General features: G+C 49.3%; 14 protein-coding genes. 1 reads left to right on the forward strand and 13 read right to left on the reverse strand.

Translation table 11 applies throughout. The features are described from left to right. Positions 1-291: 291 nt before the first annotated feature. From ACYVR3_RS05465 to ACYVR3_RS05490, 6 genes are all read right to left on the reverse strand, one after another. The gene (locus ACYVR3_RS05465) at positions 292-492 is read right to left on the reverse strand and encodes a cold-shock protein (protein WP_054736490.1); all 201 of its coding nucleotides are present in this window, start codon (positions 490-492) and stop codon (positions 292-294) included. A 305-nt stretch (positions 493-797) separates the two neighbouring features. Beyond that, positions 798-1,115: a hypothetical protein gene (locus tag ACYVR3_RS05470; protein WP_054736492.1), complete on the reverse strand. Its 318-nt coding sequence runs from the start codon at positions 1,113-1,115 to the stop codon at positions 798-800. A gap of 118 nt (positions 1,116-1,233) precedes the next feature. Next, complete coding sequence (locus tag ACYVR3_RS05475; protein ID WP_461243412.1) at positions 1,234-1,740, reverse strand: DUF4811 domain-containing protein; 507 nt, start codon at positions 1,738-1,740, stop codon at positions 1,234-1,236. A gap of 1 nt (position 1,741) precedes the next feature. After that, the gene (locus ACYVR3_RS05480; protein WP_461243413.1) at positions 1,742-3,205 is read right to left on the reverse strand and encodes an MDR family MFS transporter; all 1,464 of its coding nucleotides are present in this window, start codon (positions 3,203-3,205) and stop codon (positions 1,742-1,744) included. A 6-nt stretch (positions 3,206-3,211) separates the two neighbouring features. After that, positions 3,212-4,348, reverse strand: coding sequence for an A/G-specific adenine glycosylase (gene mutY, locus ACYVR3_RS05485; protein WP_461243414.1), 1,137 nt, complete (start codon positions 4,346-4,348; stop codon positions 3,212-3,214). Then, positions 4,345-5,139, reverse strand: coding sequence for a helix-turn-helix domain-containing protein (locus ACYVR3_RS05490; RefSeq protein ID WP_461243415.1), 795 nt, complete (start codon positions 5,137-5,139; stop codon positions 4,345-4,347). The genes mutY and ACYVR3_RS05490 overlap by 4 nt, the downstream gene beginning before the upstream one ends. A 72-nt stretch (positions 5,140-5,211) precedes the next feature. On the opposite strand from ACYVR3_RS05490, the gene ACYVR3_RS05495 reads away from it, so the two are divergent. Beyond that, positions 5,212-6,870, forward strand: a complete 1,659-nt coding sequence (locus ACYVR3_RS05495) for a peptide ABC transporter substrate-binding protein (RefSeq protein ID WP_461243416.1) — start codon at positions 5,212-5,214, stop codon at positions 6,868-6,870. 199 nt (positions 6,871-7,069) lie between these two features. Here ACYVR3_RS05495 and recQ read toward each other — a convergent pair whose 3' ends face one another. From recQ to ACYVR3_RS05530, 7 genes are all read right to left on the reverse strand, one after another. Then, positions 7,070-8,830, reverse strand: a complete 1,761-nt coding sequence (gene recQ, locus ACYVR3_RS05500; protein ID WP_461243417.1) for a DNA helicase RecQ — start codon at positions 8,828-8,830, stop codon at positions 7,070-7,072. Positions 8,831-9,317: 487 nt separating this feature from the next. Further along, complete coding sequence (locus ACYVR3_RS05505; RefSeq protein WP_461243418.1) at positions 9,318-11,192, reverse strand: sensor domain-containing diguanylate cyclase; 1,875 nt, start codon at positions 11,190-11,192, stop codon at positions 9,318-9,320. A gap of 595 nt (positions 11,193-11,787) precedes the next feature. After that, positions 11,788-12,879: an aspartate-semialdehyde dehydrogenase gene (asd, locus tag ACYVR3_RS05510; protein WP_461243419.1), complete on the reverse strand. Its 1,092-nt coding sequence runs from the start codon at positions 12,877-12,879 to the stop codon at positions 11,788-11,790. Between the two features lie 171 nt (positions 12,880-13,050). Then, positions 13,051-14,232: an aminotransferase class I/II-fold pyridoxal phosphate-dependent enzyme gene (locus tag ACYVR3_RS05515; RefSeq protein ID WP_461243420.1), complete on the reverse strand. Its 1,182-nt coding sequence runs from the start codon at positions 14,230-14,232 to the stop codon at positions 13,051-13,053. Positions 14,233-14,391: 159 nt separating this feature from the next. Then, on the reverse strand, positions 14,392-15,171 hold the full coding sequence (gene dapB, locus ACYVR3_RS05520; RefSeq protein WP_461243421.1) for a 4-hydroxy-tetrahydrodipicolinate reductase: 780 nt from the start codon (positions 15,169-15,171) through the stop codon (positions 14,392-14,394). A 4-nt stretch (positions 15,172-15,175) separates the two neighbouring features. Then, complete coding sequence (dapA, locus tag ACYVR3_RS05525) at positions 15,176-16,096, reverse strand: 4-hydroxy-tetrahydrodipicolinate synthase (RefSeq protein ID WP_461243422.1); 921 nt, start codon at positions 16,094-16,096, stop codon at positions 15,176-15,178. Positions 16,097-16,147: 51 nt separating this feature from the next. Then, the gene (locus tag ACYVR3_RS05530; RefSeq protein ID WP_461243423.1) at positions 16,148-17,299 is read right to left on the reverse strand and encodes an N-acetyldiaminopimelate deacetylase; all 1,152 of its coding nucleotides are present in this window, start codon (positions 17,297-17,299) and stop codon (positions 16,148-16,150) included. Positions 17,300-17,303 lie beyond the last annotated feature (4 nt).

The raw sequence follows: 17,303 nt of genomic DNA on the forward strand, positions 1-17,303 counted from the left end.
TGTCGCGATGATTGGTGGTTGTTGGTGCCCTTCCGACAACCGCCAATCATCGGGGACAAATGTAAGACTCGCATGGGGTTTGGCGAGGCTTACATTTGAGGTCTGAGACCGCCCTTCGGCTCAGATCGGCCCCACAGCAGGAACCTAGCCGCTTACCGGAATCGATAGTTCACGCAAATCAAGCTTCACAAACTGAACAGCAGAATGCTTACGCTGGACACGTAAACATCTGAACGCAAAAAAAACGATCCGACTATCACTAGTCGAATCGTTTTTAGGCTTAATTAAGAATTAAGCAACAGTAACGTTAGCAGCTTGTGGGCCGCGGTCGCCGTCTTCAACGTCCAAAGTTACCTTTTGGCCTTCTTCAAGGGTCTTGAAGCCGTCAGCGTTGATAGCTGAGAAATGTACGAATACATCTGAGCCGTTTTCAAGAGTGATAAAACCGTAACCTTTGTCAGCGTTGAACCATTTAACAGTACCTTGTTCCATTAGAATGAAACCTCCATGCGCTATGCGCAAATAAATTTTGCATTTGAAACTTTTGAATAAGGAGCCATTCTAAAAAGAACGTTGTACCTTAATTCCGAAGCATAAATACATTACCATTACAATAACAGGTAATTCCGAAAAGTGCAACTATAAAACGCTCAAAAACGCTAATTTATCTGTTTTCATTAAAAGTTCTCATCACTATCTCGTATGCGGTATAAAGCGCTACCAGTATTTTTACAGAGATGAAGGTCTTCTGTGAAATCAGTGTGAGTCCATTTTCACGTTTAATCTAATGAGTTGGTTTAGCGAACCAAAATCTCGACCTGATTCTTCTGTGGTGCAATGTTCAAACCCAACACGCGTTCCTTTAAGATTTTGGCGTATTCGTCCAAAACATCGTCTGGCAGTGGCGTACATTCACCCAGCGCACTCAGCACATCATCCGCCGAGAAGACCTTTTCCATATCGATGAATAAGCGCATATTACCAAGCGTATCTCGCAACAGATCCGTTAACAGGCCGTTGGGCTTGCCACTGACATCCGTGATTACAAGTTGCTCACCCACGATTCCGTGGTGGTTTACGGAAACCATTTTTAAGACATCAAATACTGTATCCATGTTTTTCGTCCTCTCATTGCGGCAGTTATTTGTTGCCATTATACACGAAATTACCTCAAATTCACGACTCTACCGTCATATTCTTCAAACTACTCCCGATTCAGCCCGACAAATCCGGTTATCGAAGCGTCACTACTCGCCAACCAGACTTTAGTTCAAATTGCCACTGTTTCCCAGCAAATTCATGGTTGGGCATGCCAACGTCAAACAGCAAGCGTAATTCTTCATTCCGGTAAACCCAGGTGGTGGTCTTCACCGTCAACCGAGTTTGAGCAGCATTTCGAATCACCTTAGCACTGCCCTTAGCCGGATTGGTTTTTGTTAACTGTTTTGCCAACGGATTAGTGCGGTAAAGGTAAACGGGTTCTCGTCCGGCGGTTCCGAGGGGCTTGACTAGTAATACCCGACCAGCCTTTGGTTGACTTGATGCCAACGGATAGTGCCGCGTTACCGTCACCTGCTTGAGGCCTAAATGTTGGTTGTAGTTCAAGATCATCGCACCCGCACTGCCAATCGTCAACACGAGTCCTAACGTCACCAACAGCGTCTTTCGACCACTCGGTTGCGCAAAAATCATCGTTGTCGCAAATAATACGGCCCCTACAAATAAAATCAAAATAATCATGCTAAGCCGCCTCCCTTGAAGACTTCTTCAATAGGAAGGTCAGACCCAATCCCATGACCCCAAAAATCGTTGCAATCAAAAAGGCGTACCGAAACCCAACGACGTTTGCCTGTAGTGCTAAGTGTTTAAATAACACCGGTGTCGCAGTCGCAACGCCATGTCCCGGCGTTTGGTTGTTCGTCACGTTAGACATGACTGAAACCAGCACAGCGGTCCCCATCGATGCAAAGACTTGTCGAGCCGTGTTGTTCACAACGGTCCCGTCACTGATCAAGTTTAACGGCAACGCGTTCATCCCGGTCGTCGTTACGGGCATCATCACCATGGAAATGCCAAACATCCGCACCGTATACAGCGAGACGATGTAAATCACCGGCGTGGTTGCCGTGATTGGAATAAACGAAGCCGTGGTCACCGTCAGCAAAAACATGCCGGTAATCGCCATATTGCGAGCGCCTAGCCGGTCAAACACCCGACCAGTAATCGGGTTCATAGCCCCAATCACGATGGCCCCAGGCAATAACGTTAACCCTGAAGCGAGCGGTGACTCTCCCCGAATCGTTTGCAGGTATAGCGGGAGCACCAACGTAAATCCGTTCATTGACATAAAAGCCACGGCAACTAAAAAGGCCGACAGCGTGAACTCACCATTTTTAAACACCTTTAACTGCAATAACGGATTGTTGATTTTAAGTGATCGCCAAACAAACAGCGCGACCACGATGACCCCAATCGTTAACGTCACGTACACAATGGGATCCGTCCACTGATAATCACCAACGGAAGAAAACGCAAACAGCATGGAGCCAAATCCAACGACTGACATCAACACTGACAGCCAATCAATGGGTGCCTTCTTAGTCGGTAACACCTTGCGCAGGGTAAACCACCCCAGCACAAGCACGATCAGTGAAATTGGCATAATCGATAGGAAAAGCATCCGCCATGAATAGTGGATCAGTAGCCACCCGGAAAAGGTTGGGCCAATGGCAGGGGCTAACCCGATCACGATCCCAGCAGTCCCCATTGCGGCCCCCCGTTGCGAGGGTGGAAAGATCGATGTCATGATGGTTTGGTACACTGGCGCAGTGATGCCAACGCCAGCTGCCTGAACGAGTCGACCAATCAAGATCACCCAGAAACTCTGAGCAAAGTAACAGATCACCGTCCCCACCGAAAAAATTAAAATGGCACTTAAATAGAGTTTTCGTGAATCAAATCGTTGCAGAAAAAATCCGGTGATTGGAATCACGATCCCCATCACCAGCATAAATCCCGTGGTGAGCCACTGCACCGTGTTCGCGTTAATGTGAAACGATGTCATCAACGTTGGAAAGGCCGTGGTTAGCATGGTTGACGTCAAAAAGGTGCTGAACGTCCCAATCAACATCGTTAACACTAAGGCAATTCGATTATACGGTCGGCCGTTTTGATCAACCGGCTGACCACTTACTTCATTTGTCACTCGTTGTCATCCCCGATACATTGGTTTTTCTTTTGTCATTCGTTTAAACAATTTATCTTGAACCTTCGGAAAGGCCATCGTGCTGATTTCAACTGAATCAAGCCATTTTCCTGGAAAGAAACTTAAATCGGCATCCGCCGCAACCGTTGCCGTTAACAGCGTCACGAGCCATTTGCGATGCGTAAAGGTATGCGTCACTGGCCGCCCACCAATTGGCGTCACCGTCACGGTCAACCCATAGTTGGCTTTCACCCACTGTGGTAATAACGCTAAGGCCGCCTCGTCACTTACATCGGCAGGGTCAGCATCGCTCAACGCCACTACGTCTGCCTTAGCAATTAACGGATAGGTCCAAAAATTTGCCAGTAGGCCATCACTTGGTCGTTTGACCATTAACGTCCGGTCGCCCTGTTGAATGGCCAGCCCATAATAGGCCACTTCCACTGGTCGCGGCTTCTTCGTCTTAACTGGGTAGTCAAGTTCAACTCCGTCTAGGTAGGCTTGATTAAAGGCCTTAACTGGTGAGTGTTCGCTATCGGGATTTTTCGCCGTCATATAACTCGATCCTAGATCCATGATGGCTTGGTTAAAGTCCCCCGGCCGCTCTTGTGAGATCACTCGAGAAATGACTTGTTCAAATACCTGACGGGTCTGCGGTTTCGCAATATCATCATCAATCTTCAGCAACCGCGCAAACACCCGAAAGGCATTGCCATCAACGGCTGGCACCGGTTCGTTGAACGCAATACTGGCAATCGCACCTGCCGTATACGGTCCGATGCCGGCAAGTTTCTGTAAACCAGCAGCCGTTTGCGGCCATTCACCACCATACTCATCGACGATTTGCCGAGCCGCGCGTTGTAGATTTCGAGCGCGCGAATAGTAACCAAGTCCTTCCCACGCCTTCATCAACTTGGCTTCTGGAGCGGCTGCTAAATCGGCGACCGTTGGAAACTGGGCCATAAACCGGTTGTAGTACGGAATCACGGTTTGAACCTGCGTCTGTTGCAGCATAATTTCCGACACCCACACGTGGTAGGGGTCGTGATCTCGCCGCCAAGGTAGGTCTCGTTTTTCCTGATCATACCACGCGAGCAAGGTCGTCTGAAACGCCTGAATCTGCTGATCCGTCCATTCGATCACGCTGTTCGCCCCCTAACTGCTACCAGTAATCGCACCACATCAGCAGTTGCCAAGTCGGTTTGAACTGGTTCTTCATAGAATTGGTTCGCTAACACGAGGTGTTGATCCTCAGCGGTCTTGATCAACCGTTCAAAGCCCGTAAGAAGCGGTGTTTGACGGTCATGATAGAGCAATAAATACTGCCCCGCCGCCTGCGTCTCATCCGTCGGTAATTGCTGTGGCGCAACGACTGGGGTATACAGGGTTGTGACCGTTTCATCATCACCATCAGTAATCGCCGTTTTGGGGTGCATCCGCCCGATCATCATGGTTGCAGGTTGCTGTGCCGTCAAGATGCGCGCAACGTGGGTCTGCAAGCTTGGCGTTAACGTAGCTTCCCCCTCTGGCACCGCCGTTGTCCAAACGTCAACTGGTGGCCGAGTGACCAAAGTCGCTTCATCCGTCACTGCCCGACTAACGGTCTCAACGTTCGTCAGTTGTTTCGTCACTTGCTCTTGAGCCGCTGTGAGTTGTGCTAACTGATCGGTCAAACGTTGCTGTTGGGCTTTAAGCACCTCTGGATATGACGTTGTTAGCGCTGTTTTAACCGCCTGTACCGACACCCCGGCAGAAAGTAGCGACCGAACCATCAATAATTGATTAACTTGTGATAAACTATACCCGCGGCGTCCATTTGAATCCCGGGTTTCGGGCGTAAAGACGCCAAGTTGGTCGTACTGATCCAACTGATGCCGATCAATATGTACGATTGCCGCAAACTGTCCAGCAGACAGTCGTTTTTCCGATACCATAATTGATAACCTCATTTCTCATTCAGTCCCGCTGAATCGGGCTAAGTTGTTGTCACGAAAGGATCCTGACCCATGTCGTTTAAGTTTCGTTTTCTAGGGCTCATCAGTCTGCTCCTGCTATTAGGGGCTTGTAGTCGAACACCCACGATGAAAAAACAGCTCACCGATAACCATGGTGTGATGAGCCAAAATCAAACCGCAACCATCGTAGAAGCCACGCCACTGAGCACTGTCGATATTTCAAAAGTTTCAAGCTTCAACAAACTTCGCAGTTCAACTGAAGGCCTCTATCGACTCGGCAAAAATGGGCGGGTGGATCCCGGTCTAGCCACGGCGGTTAAAATTAGCCACGGCGCGACCGTTTACGACTTTACGATCAGGGATAGCGCACGTTGGAGTAACGGCGCGCCCATTACCGCCAGTGATTTCGTCTATTCTTGGAAACGAACGATCGCCACATCGACTAAATCAGTGAACGCCAATTTGCTGAGTGGCATCAAAAACGCCAGTAAAATTCGCCGGGGACAACTCCCAGCGAGCGCCCTCGGTGTTCAAGCCGTTTCGACCCATCATCTTCGCGTGACGCTTGACCACCCAATTACCTACTTCAAGACCCTGCTGGCCTTCCCACTATTTGCCCCACAATCGAGTACAATGGTGGCCAAATACGGTGCTCAGTATGGTAAGCGGGCAACGACCCAGCTTTACAGCGGACCATTTAAACTCGTGAAATGGCATAGCGGTAGCCTAACGCGAACGTTGGTCCCTAATCCCTACTACTGGGACAAGGCCCACGTTTACCTCCACCGCTTAACGATCACCACGTCAAAATCACCGGCAGCCGACCTAGCAAGCTTTCAGGCTCACCACGCTGACGAGATTCAATTATCAGGTAACCAGATTCCAAAGGTGGAAACACAGCCCGATTACGTGGTTCGACCCTTCTCAGCGATGCGATTCATCTCATATAATTTTAACACAACCAATCAACAAGCAAAAAAATTGGTTCAAAACCGAAACGCGCGCCTCGCCATCTCCCACGCGATCAACCGACGTCAACTGATCAATAACGCGTTGAAAAACGCCTCCTTACCGCCAAGAGGACTGGTTACTGCGGGCTTAAGCAAGAACCCCCAAACCGGCTCCGATTTCGCCGATCAACAACGCGCTGTCAGCCGCGTTAAGGGCAATCTCAAATTAGCCAAACAGGAATGGCAACTCGCCCAAAAACAAACGGGTAAAACGCACCAAACTTTAACACTAACCACGCCAAATGACGCCACCAGCTTACAGGTTTCAAAAGAAATCAAAGCCCAACTTACCAAAACCCTTCCCGGACTGCGCATTAAACTGGTCACAGGGAGCTTTACCGAAAACAACCAGCGCGGCCTCGCCGGTGACTTTGAACTGTTCCTGTCGTACTGGGGTGCCGACTATCCCGATCCGCTCTCTTTCTTACAGATTATGACCACCCGTAGCCGACACAACTACGGTCATTGGGAAAACGATCGCTATAATGATCTAGTCACCAAAGTTAGCAACAGCGACCTCTCCGCCATTGACCGTTGGAACACGATGCTGGCGGCGGAAGAAGTGCTGATGAAGGATCAAGGCGTCACGCCACTGTATCAACAGGCAACCTCCTACCTCACTAACCCCAAGCTTAACGGGGTGATTCATAATAGTAGCGGGGTTGCGTCGGATTATAAGCAGGCTTACATGGTGAAGTAACCAACTAAATTGAGTTGCCAGTTACCGTTTCGCTCGCCATCTCAATTCGCACACAACTCCCAACACCATTTAAAACCGCCTCGCGGATTCCAAAATTAGGAATCTGCGAGGCGGATTACGTTTATTCTACTTCAATTGTTTGATACGGCAGTCTTAACTAAGCTTAACGCCATTGGTAATCAGGTTAATGGACTGATGGTTACTCCGCCTGCTTGGCGTTTTCTTGCAGTACCGCCAAAAATGCCTCGCCATACCGCTCTAGTTTACTTTGACCAATCCCTTTAACATCTAACATGTCATTTAAAGTGGTTGGCATCACAACGCACATATCACGTAACGTTTTATCCGAGAAGATAACGAACGGTGGGACACCCTGCTTTTCCGCAAATTCTCGCCGCAGTGCGCGCAAAGCTTCGAATAGCTCGTCGTTTTGTGGGAGTGCTTTGCTGGCCTTGACTGCCACCTTCCGGAAAACTTGTTCCTTCCCCGTCAAAACCTTAACACCCAGTGCGGTGATCTTCAAAATGGGATACTGCCCACCATCCGCAGCTAAATACCCTGAGGCCGTTAGGAAGTCGATCAACTCCGTAATGGATTTTTGCGCCCGACCCTTCATCAACCCAAACGTCGATAACGTGTCAAAGTGGAACTGCTTCACCCGTTGGTTATGAGAACCCGCCAAGACTTGCGCCACGAATCCCTTACCAAACCGTTCGTCCATCCGTTTCACGCAAGAGAGCACTTTTTGCGTTTCCACCGTAATATCTTGCGACTCGCGGTCGTCTAAACAGTTGCTACACTGACCACAGTCCTCGCCTTCTTCGCCAAAGTAGGCCAGAATATAACGCTGCAAGCACTCCTGCGTGTTAGCATACTGAGACATCGCTTGGAGTTTTTCATATTCCTGTTGCTTACTGGCCTCGTCACGCTCGGATTGCTCGATCAAAAAGTGTTGAATCTGAACATCTGCCAGTTTAAATAACAGGATTGCTTCACTAGGTAACCCATCTCGCCCAGCCCGGCCAGCTTCTTGGTAGTAGGCTTCCAAGCTACCGGGAACTTGCGCGTGAATGACGAACCGCACGTTACTCTTATCGATACCCATCCCGAAGGCATTTGTCGCCACCATCACTGGGGTTCGATCATAGAGGAAGTCTTCCTGATTTTGGCGTCGTTCCGTCTTATCCAGACCGCCATGGTACATCGTGACGGCCACTTTTTTGCGTTCCAGTAACTTCGTTAATCGCTCAACTTCTTTTCGCGTACTAGCATAAACGATCCCGGACTGGTCCGGGTTGGCCTGTAAATAGTCAATTAAGAAGCGATCCTCATCTTGATCTTTAACGACTTTAAACGCTAAGTTAGGCCGCGAAAAACCAGTTTCGACTTTTTTATCAATGCCCAACCGTTGCATGATATCAGCGGCTACCCGTGGTGTCGCCGTTGCCGTCAGCGCAATGATCGTCGGATGAGATGGCAACTGCTGAATCGTGGTCGCCAGATTTAAATAACTCGGCCGAAAATCATGCCCCCACTGCGAGATACAGTGCGCTTCATCAATCGCTACCAAGTCGATCGGCAATTCAGCTAAACGGGCAAAATACCCCGAATCAAGCCGCTCTGGTGACACGTACAGCAATTTAACCTGTTGCGTGGCGGCTTGATCAAATCGTTCATTGATTTCTTGGTAACTCAGCGAACTGTTAATAAAAGTCGCCGGAATGCCGTTTTCGTTCAGGGCATCCACTTGATCCTTCATCAAGGAGATCAACGGCGACACCACCAACGTCACTCCGGGCACAATCAGCGCCGGAATCTGGTAACACAGCGATTTGCCACCACCAGTTGGCATAATCGCTAACGTGGGCTGATGATCCAGCACCGCATCGATCACCTCTTGTTGGCCGGTACGAAACGTATCGTACCCGAATTGGGTCTTTAAAATACTTTGGGGCGTCATGAAGTCAATTCCTTTCTATCATTATCCTACAATCAGTTTAGCAGGCCACTTCGGCAACGGCAAGCTTGCGTGTTCGTTGATAACTAGTTACGTGATGATTGTTGCTTTAGTTTGTGTCCAGCGTAAGTGTGCGGAGCGAGACGGGTTGAGAGCAGTGTGTAAGGTGAGTTCGGTGAAGGCGCCCGGGCTTGGCGGGTTTACCGGACTCGCCTTACATGCAGCTCTCAGTTTCGCGCAGCACCATTCGGCGTGGTGGCCAGAAAGCGCGTAGTTGGTAAGTTTTCGTAACTTCAGGAACCCTAGAAATGACAGTTCAAGTGGCGCCGAATTTTGTAGCCTGAACGAGCGCTTTTCAATGCGGCTTTGGCGAGCGAAGCGACGACAAACAGCCGGCACCCAAATCGCACCCAATCCTTACGCTGGGCACAAGCGTAAGCAAAAAGAGACCAACGCTAATAAAGTGTCAGTCTCTCATTGAAATTAGCCATCACAATACCGGTAACTCCGGTTTATTGAAATAGTAGCCTTGTAACAAATTAATGCCAAGTTCGTCATGCGCCCAAGCAACCTCATCGGCATTTTCAACGCCTTCTAGAATAAACATCAAGTTGTTTTCCTTAGCAATGTTTAACCAGAACCGAACCCGTTCTTGCATCTGATCGGCATCGTTGCTTTTGCGTAGATTTTGCATCGCAAATTTAACCCCGTTCACGTACGGCAGTAAACCGCGAACGACTTCGAAACTGTTGTCGCTTCCCACGTCATCGATTTCAACTCGAATGCCACCTAACCGATAAATGGCAGTAATTCGGCGCATCGTGACGATATCGGGAACATCCGTGATTTCTACCGTCAGCTCTGCCGGCCCTTCACCGCTTGCTTGGAAGTTCGTCAGGGATTTAGCCACGGCTTCATCTTCAAACTGGCCCTGGGTCAGATTGATTGAGAGTTTGTCGATATGACTGCTAGCCAACGCCTTTTTCATCAAATCGATTTGGGTATCGACCGAAATATCAAACAGTGCGGGTAAGATCCAGCGATCGTGTTCATGGTCGAACATTCGCAATAAGAGCTCGTTTCGGTAACGATTATGTTCTGGTGTAGCAACGTCAGTAATCCCCTGCGTGAAGAAGGCGTACGTTGCCAACAAATCGTGGTTCGACCGTTGGTGTAGCGTTTCGCCTTCCACCGTGATCGTATCCCGGCCAGCCCGCTTGCTCAGATATAAATTATCATCGGCGCGTTTATAGGTGTCTTCAATCGTCCGATCGGTATCACGCATCGCCGTCATGCCAATTGAAATCGTAATGGCAACGTCGTAATCGCCGTAGGAAAAATGCTGCTTACGAATCGTCTCCCAGCATTCCTTGGCAACCGGCAAGACTTCTTCAGGCGTCTGATTAGGGAAGGTAATGTTAAACTCTTCGCCACCCGTTCGGTAAATCCGATGCGCATCACCGTATTTGCCCAACACCTCACTCAACGATGTCGCCACGCCAATTAAAATCGCGTTACCGGCCAAATGCCCGTAGTGGTCGTTAATTTGCTTGAAGTGATCGATGTCTAAACCAATCAACGTCAGCGGCTCCCCGTTTTCGCGGGCTTCATCAAACATCTCGGTGATATCGTGTTGATACAGTGAATACGTTTTGGCGTTGGTCAATTGATCGTAGTTCGCCAACTGTTGCATTTTAATATTCTTAACCGATTCGTGATGCTGTCGGATCCATAACAGCGCTGAGATACCGGCCATGCACCCAAACATAAAGATCGCCTGAATGGCAATCATCGCTCGATCTCCCGGCGCAGAAAACGGTGGTAGAAACGACCAGAACACAACGGCTAGTGCGGTAAATAAAATCACACTCTCTAAGAAGCTCTCCCGAATTCGTGACCGAAAACGGCGCATTACAACGACCCCAACCACTAAAAAGGCAACGGCAAGCCAAAAACGGGTTGTTTCGTAAGTCCCCATATAATGCATCAGCCAAACACTAAGCATGCCAATGATTCGTAGCGCAACCTCTGACTTATTGATTCCCGTATCGAGTAACGGAAAAATCAGCAAAAACAACCCCACGTTGTGAAACATCATCGAATCGGGTCCTTTAACGTACCCCATCAAATGAAAAATCATGCCCGTACCGATCGACATCACCATTAACAGCATTCGGCCACCAATTTGGCGCCAACGCTGAACATCAGCCGTCCGAAAGCTATACACGTACAGTTTTTGATAGTAACTCACAAACCCAGAGGCAAAAAACGTCGCAATAATCAACTGCGCCAACAGCATCGGCAGCGACAAGACTGTTAAATGCAACATCATATTCAAATGAATCCCTAATATCGTATGTGACATCTATCTTCCCTCAATCATCCCGAGCTATTCAATCGCGATAACTCGCCTTTTAATCACCCTATCTGATCTGTTACTTATAAGTAAAAGTATACAATAACTTTCCCGTTTTCAACATTACAGATATTCGAATTTGTGTAATATTAGCCACTGTTAGCCGATTTCATTGACAAGTCTACGGGTTACGTTTGTGTCTAGCGTAAGTGTTGGGTGCGCTTGGGATGTTGGCTGTTTGTCGTCGCTTCGCTCGCCAAAGCCGCATGAAAACCGGCGCTCTCAGTCAACAAAATTCGGCGTCACTTAAACTGTTATTTCCAGGGTTCCTGAAGTTGTAAGAACTTGTCAACCACGCGCTTTCTGGCCACCACGCCGAATGGCCAGATAGGCTTCTGACTTCGTCGAGTCGTGCTGCGCGAGACTGAGAGCTGCATGCAAGGCGACATCGGTAAACCCGCCAGGCCCGGGCGCCTTCACCGATGTCGCCTTGCACACTGCTCTCAACCCGTCTCGCTCCGCACACTTACGCTGGACACAAACGACAGCAACACAAAAAAGCACCAGCTCACAATCAAGCCAGTGCTTCAGAATTAAACTTTAGTTATTTTGCCGTAATGTAACCCTGAGCCTTCAACAGTTCGGCACAGAGGACTGCACCACCAGCGGCGCCACGGGCAGTGTTGTGAGAAAGGCCGACAAACTTCCAGTCGTAGACCTTGTCTTCACGCAACCGACCGATGGAAACGCCCATGCCGTTTTCGAAGTTCACGTCTTGGGTGACTTGTGGCCGGTCGTCTTCCGTCATGTACTGAATAAACTGCTTTGGTGCGCTTGGTAAGCCCAAACGTTGTGGTTCGCCAGAGTAGCTTTCAAGGGCATCAATCAATTCTTGCTTCGTTGGGTTCTTGTGGAACTTCACGAAAGCAGCAGCCGTGTGCCCGTACAAAACTGGTACTCGGATACATTGGGTGGTGATCACTGGGTTATCCGTTGGGACGATGGCCTTTTGTTCATCGTCAACGTGGCCCCAGATCTTCAATGGTTCGCGTTCAGACTTTTCTTCTTCACCGCTGATGAACGGAATCACGTTGCCCACCATTTCTGGCCAGTCTTTGAAAGTCTTACCAGCACCTGAAATGGCTTGGTAAGTCGTTGCAACGACTTCGTAAGGTTCAAATTGGCGCCAAGCGGATAGTGCTGGCGTGTAACTTTGAATCGAACAGTTTGGCTTAACGGCGATGAAGCCTCGCTTCGTACCTAAGCGTTCGCGTTGGTACTTGATCACATCCGTGTGTTCTGGATTGATTTCTGGAATCACCATTGGCACATCAGCGGTCCAACGGTGAGCACTGTTGTTTGACACAACTGGTGTTTCAGCCTTGGCGTAGGCTTCTTCCAACTTCCGGGTATCAGCCTTGTCCAAGCTAATGGCAGAAAAGACAAAATCGACTTGGCTGGCAATGTCGTCAACGTTAGCGGCATCTTGCAATACTAATTGCTTAACGGCTTCGGGTACTGGCACATCCATCTTCCAGCGACCATCAACGGCAGCTTCGTAGGTCTTGCCAGCGCTGTGAGCACTTGCTGCAACTAACACGACTTCAAACCATGGGTGATTGTCGAGTAAGGTGACGAATCGTTGACCGACCATCCCCGTTGCCCCAATCACACCAACTCTTAACTTATCACTCATTTTACGTACCTCGATTTCAGTTCATTTTTAGCACTGAGTCGTCGCCTGCCAAAAGCTGACAAACTGCCCGGTGAGTTGTTATATCATTTAATACATGATTATGGCTTCAATGTCAATTGAATTGACCACAATTTATTAAAGACAGGTTAATTTATTAAAATTGTCCCGTTTTTATAAGGATTTAACGAAGGTCGTCATCCGCGCCATCGCCACTTTCAGATTCTCATCCGAAGCCGCGTAAGAGAACCGAATGTAGCCTTCACCACCAGCACCAAAGGCACTGCCGGGAACGCCACCAACCTTAGCTTTTTCAGCTAAGTCCTTCGCAAACTTCACGTCATCCTTGCCGTAAGCGGCTGGAATCTTGACGAAGGCGTAAAACGCTCCTGATGGCGTTGGCATTTCAAGGCCCATACCATTGATGGCTTGTTCAACGAAGTCGCGCCGCTTTTGGTAAATTGCGCGCATTTCAACGGGGTCTTGTAACCCGTTTTCTAAGGCTTCACGAGCACCGGCTTGCGCTGGGTTCGATGGTGAGGTCACCATGAAGGCGTGCATCTTGGTAGCACTGGCCGCAAATTCTGCGGGTGCAGCGATGTAGCCGATTCGCCAGCCAGTCATTGCGTGAGATTTGGATAATCCGTTGATCAACACGGTCCGTTCTGGCAGTAACTTGGCGATGGAGAAGTGTTCCACGCCGTAGACTAATTCGCTGTAGATTTCATCCGCAATCACGAAGAGGTGGTGGGCTTTGATGACTTCGGCCAACGCTTCAATATCAGCTTGGCTATATTCCACACCAGTTGGGTTGCCTGGGTAGTTTAAGAGGATCGCCTTAACAGCGGGACCCTCCTTCGCCAAGGTGGCTTCCAATCGTTCTGGCGTCAACACAAAGTCGTCCGCTGACGTATCCAATTGAATCACTTCAGCCCCGGCAATGGTGACGAGTGGGAAATACAGGGCGAAGGCTGGTGTTGGGATAATCACCTTATCACCAGGGTTTAGCATGGCCAAGAAGCTTGCACAAACCGCTTCCGTTGCCCCAACCGTTGTAATGATTTCAGTTTCAGGATCGTAATCTAATCCTTGGCTCACTTGCAAGTAGTGACTGATGGCGCGCCGTAGTTCAATGGTCCCCTTTTGCGCTGAGTAGTGGGAATCGTTATCCTTAATGCTTTGAATCGCCGCTTCCTTAACGTGTTCGGGGGTGTTCATGTCCGGTTCCCCTAACGTTAATTTGACGATTCCGGGAATTGCAGAAATCTTTTGATCAAACTCCCGGATTCCGGAAGGTCCCACCTGGTTCAAACGGTCATTGACTTGGCTGGAAAGTTCACTCGCTAATTTTGGCACCGTTGTCACTCCTTAATTAAAATCCGCTGACGATTTCGTTAGCTTCATTTCGAATAATCACGTTGCGTCTGCCAGCTTGACTGCCACTGGCGACCAACGCAGTTCGGTGAAGCCCAATGGGCCTCACCGAATAAGTTTAATATTCACATTATAAAACAATTAGAGGACGTTTTCGAGTCCCACAACTAATTCGTTCAAATCAAGCACGTTATCCATCGCCACTTTGACGCCGGTCATGAAGGATTCGCGATCAAAGGAATCTTGGCGAATCGTCAAGGCTTCACCCGGACCACCGAAGAGGACTTGTTCGTGGGCCACGTAACCTGGTAAGCGAACCGCGTGGATCCGGATCCCGTTGTAGTCGCCACCACGAACACCCGCGAGTGATTCTGTTTCGGCTGGGTTGCCCTGCTTGTGCTTTGGGCGAACCTCATCGATCAACTTAGCCGTGCTCAACGCCGTTCCAGAAGGCGCATCCGCCTTGTTGTCGTGATGCATTTCAATAATTTCAACGTCTGGAAAGTAGGCAGCGGCTTCCTTGGCAAACTTCATTAACAATACAGCGGACATGCCGAAGTTTGGCGCAATCAACCCGCCAAGTTGTTGCTTAGCAGCTAGCGCCTGTAATTCGGTCACTTGTTCGTCAGTCAAACCGGTCGTCCCCACAACGGGGTGAATGCCGTGTTCGATTGCAAACTTAACGTTGGGATAAACCACGCTTGGTAACGTAAAGTCGATCCAGATATCGGCATCCGTTTGAATGTCGGCTAACGCGCCAAAAATCTGAACGTTAGCGGGCAGGTCGTAGTCAGCAGGTGTCGTTGACGTTAAGCCAGCCGCAAACCCAGCAACTAATTCGTAACCGGCCGTTCGTTGCACTAACCGAACCGCCTTTTGGCCCATCGCACCGGTAAAGCCGGCAATTAATACTTTCGTCATCTAATTAAGCCTCCAACTCTACGGCAACTTGGTGGGTCAACGCATCAGCATCTAAGTCCAACGCTACGGCTAATTGCGACTTTTCAGCATCGTTCAATGAGGCAATTGGTAAGCGGCAGTCGCCAACGCCAAAACCTTGGGCGTTCAAAACGGCCTTGATTGGTGATGGAGATGGGAACATGAAGCAAGCCGCCATCTTAGGGGTCAATTGGCGCTTCAACTGACCAGCCTGAGCTAAGTCACCGGCGTACAAGGCATCGTACATCGCCCGAATCTGGGTGCCGTAAATGTGTGAGGCCACTGAGATCACGCCAGCACCGCCAACAACACGGGCAGATAAGGCTTGGGCATCTTCACCACTGTAAACGTAGAAGCCTTCAGCGGTATTTTCAACCAAATACTCAATATCTTCGATTGAGGTACACTGCTTAACACCTGCGATCATTGGGTTTTCAGATAAGGTAACGATCGTGTCATTGCTCATAGTTACCCCGGTCCGACCAGGAATGTTGTACATGATCAGTGGCTTTTCGGCAGCCGCTGCAACGGCGTTGAAGTGTGCGATCATGCCGCGTTGGTTAGGCTTGTTGTAGTATGGCACAACCACTAAGGCGTAATCGATGCCGTCAATGTGGGTCACTTCTTGCGTCAATTCAGCGGTTTCGCGGGTGTTGTTGCTCCCGGTACCAGCGATCACTGGTACGCGACCGTTAATGATTTGCGCAAAGCGAGTGTAAAGTTCAATCTTTTCATCATGGCTTAACGTGGGGGTTTCACCAGTCGTCCCGCCAATCACGAAACCGCGACTCCCTGTTTCCAATAAGTGGTTGGTCAGGCGTTCAAGGGCGTCGTAGTTAATTTGGTCATTGTCATCAAATGGGGTAATAATTGCGGTCATTAAATCAACGTTTTCTAATGTAGTCATTTGAATTACTTCCTTTTTTAGTTGGCGGTTACGAGCCGTAGATTTTTTTAATTAGTGAGCCATGCGATCCGTCATAAAGCCGGTAATGGCGTTGATACCTGCCATGATTGCGGCTTCGTTAGGGTTCAACGTGGCTGAATGGAGTTGTGAGTCATCTTCGACCCCCAACCAAAACATGGTCCCGGGAATCTTGGAGAGTAGGTAACCGAAATCTTCGCCGGTCATTGCTGGCTTCGTTTCGATGTAGTTAACGTCTGAAGCGTTTTCCATGTAGTCAATAAAGGGTTGAGTCAGTTCAGGATCATTTTCCACTGGCAGGTAACCGCCCTGGTTTAGCGTCACTGTAACATCCGCGTTGAAACTCTTGGCGATGCCATCACCGACTTCTTGCAGACGTTGGTCGATTTTTTCAATCATCACCTGAGTGAGACCCCGAATCGTGCCTTCAATGTGGGCGTGGCCGGCAATCACGTTCCGAATCGTACCGGCTTCAAGCTTGCCTAAGGTGATGACGCCACCTTCGATTGGATCGATGCTCCGAGAAATAATCGTTTGAACTTGGCTAATCAGATGCGCTGCAGCCACCACCATGTCGTTGGCGTCTTGCGGGTAAGCAGCGTGACCACCCTTGCCTTCAAGGTCAATGTTAACTTCGGTCGTTCCGGCAAACAGCGTGCCCAGTCGGCAACCAATCGCACCAGCAGGCAGATCGGGATTATCGTGTAAGCCGTAAAATTCATCCGGCCGCCATTCTCCTTCAAACACGCCCAGTTCGTAGGCGAGCTTACCGCCATTTTGACTTTCCTCAGCTGGTTGGAAGAAGAAAATCAGGTTATCGGTTGGTTGGTGCTCCGAGAAGTAACTTAAAACGCCCAAGGCAACCGTCATGTGAATATCGTGACCACAAGCATGCATCACACCAGGGTTTTTAGAAGCAAACGGTAGGCCGGTCTTTTCGCTCACCGGTAAAGCATCGATATCTGTCCGGTAACCCAGCGTTCGCTGTGGTGCGCTACCAGCAACCCGTACTAACAGGGCTGTCGGCAGATCCGGCACGTGTTTAATGGTTAAATACTGCTGGTTGAAACCAGTAATCACCTTTTCCAAGTAGGCTGCCGTCCGAAATTCGTTGAGCGCCAACTCTGGCATGGCGTGTAAATCACGCCGAATCTGAATGAGGTTTTTCTCTGTTAGTACGGCCATGTCA

The organism is Secundilactobacillus muriivasis, assembly GCF_054785195.1.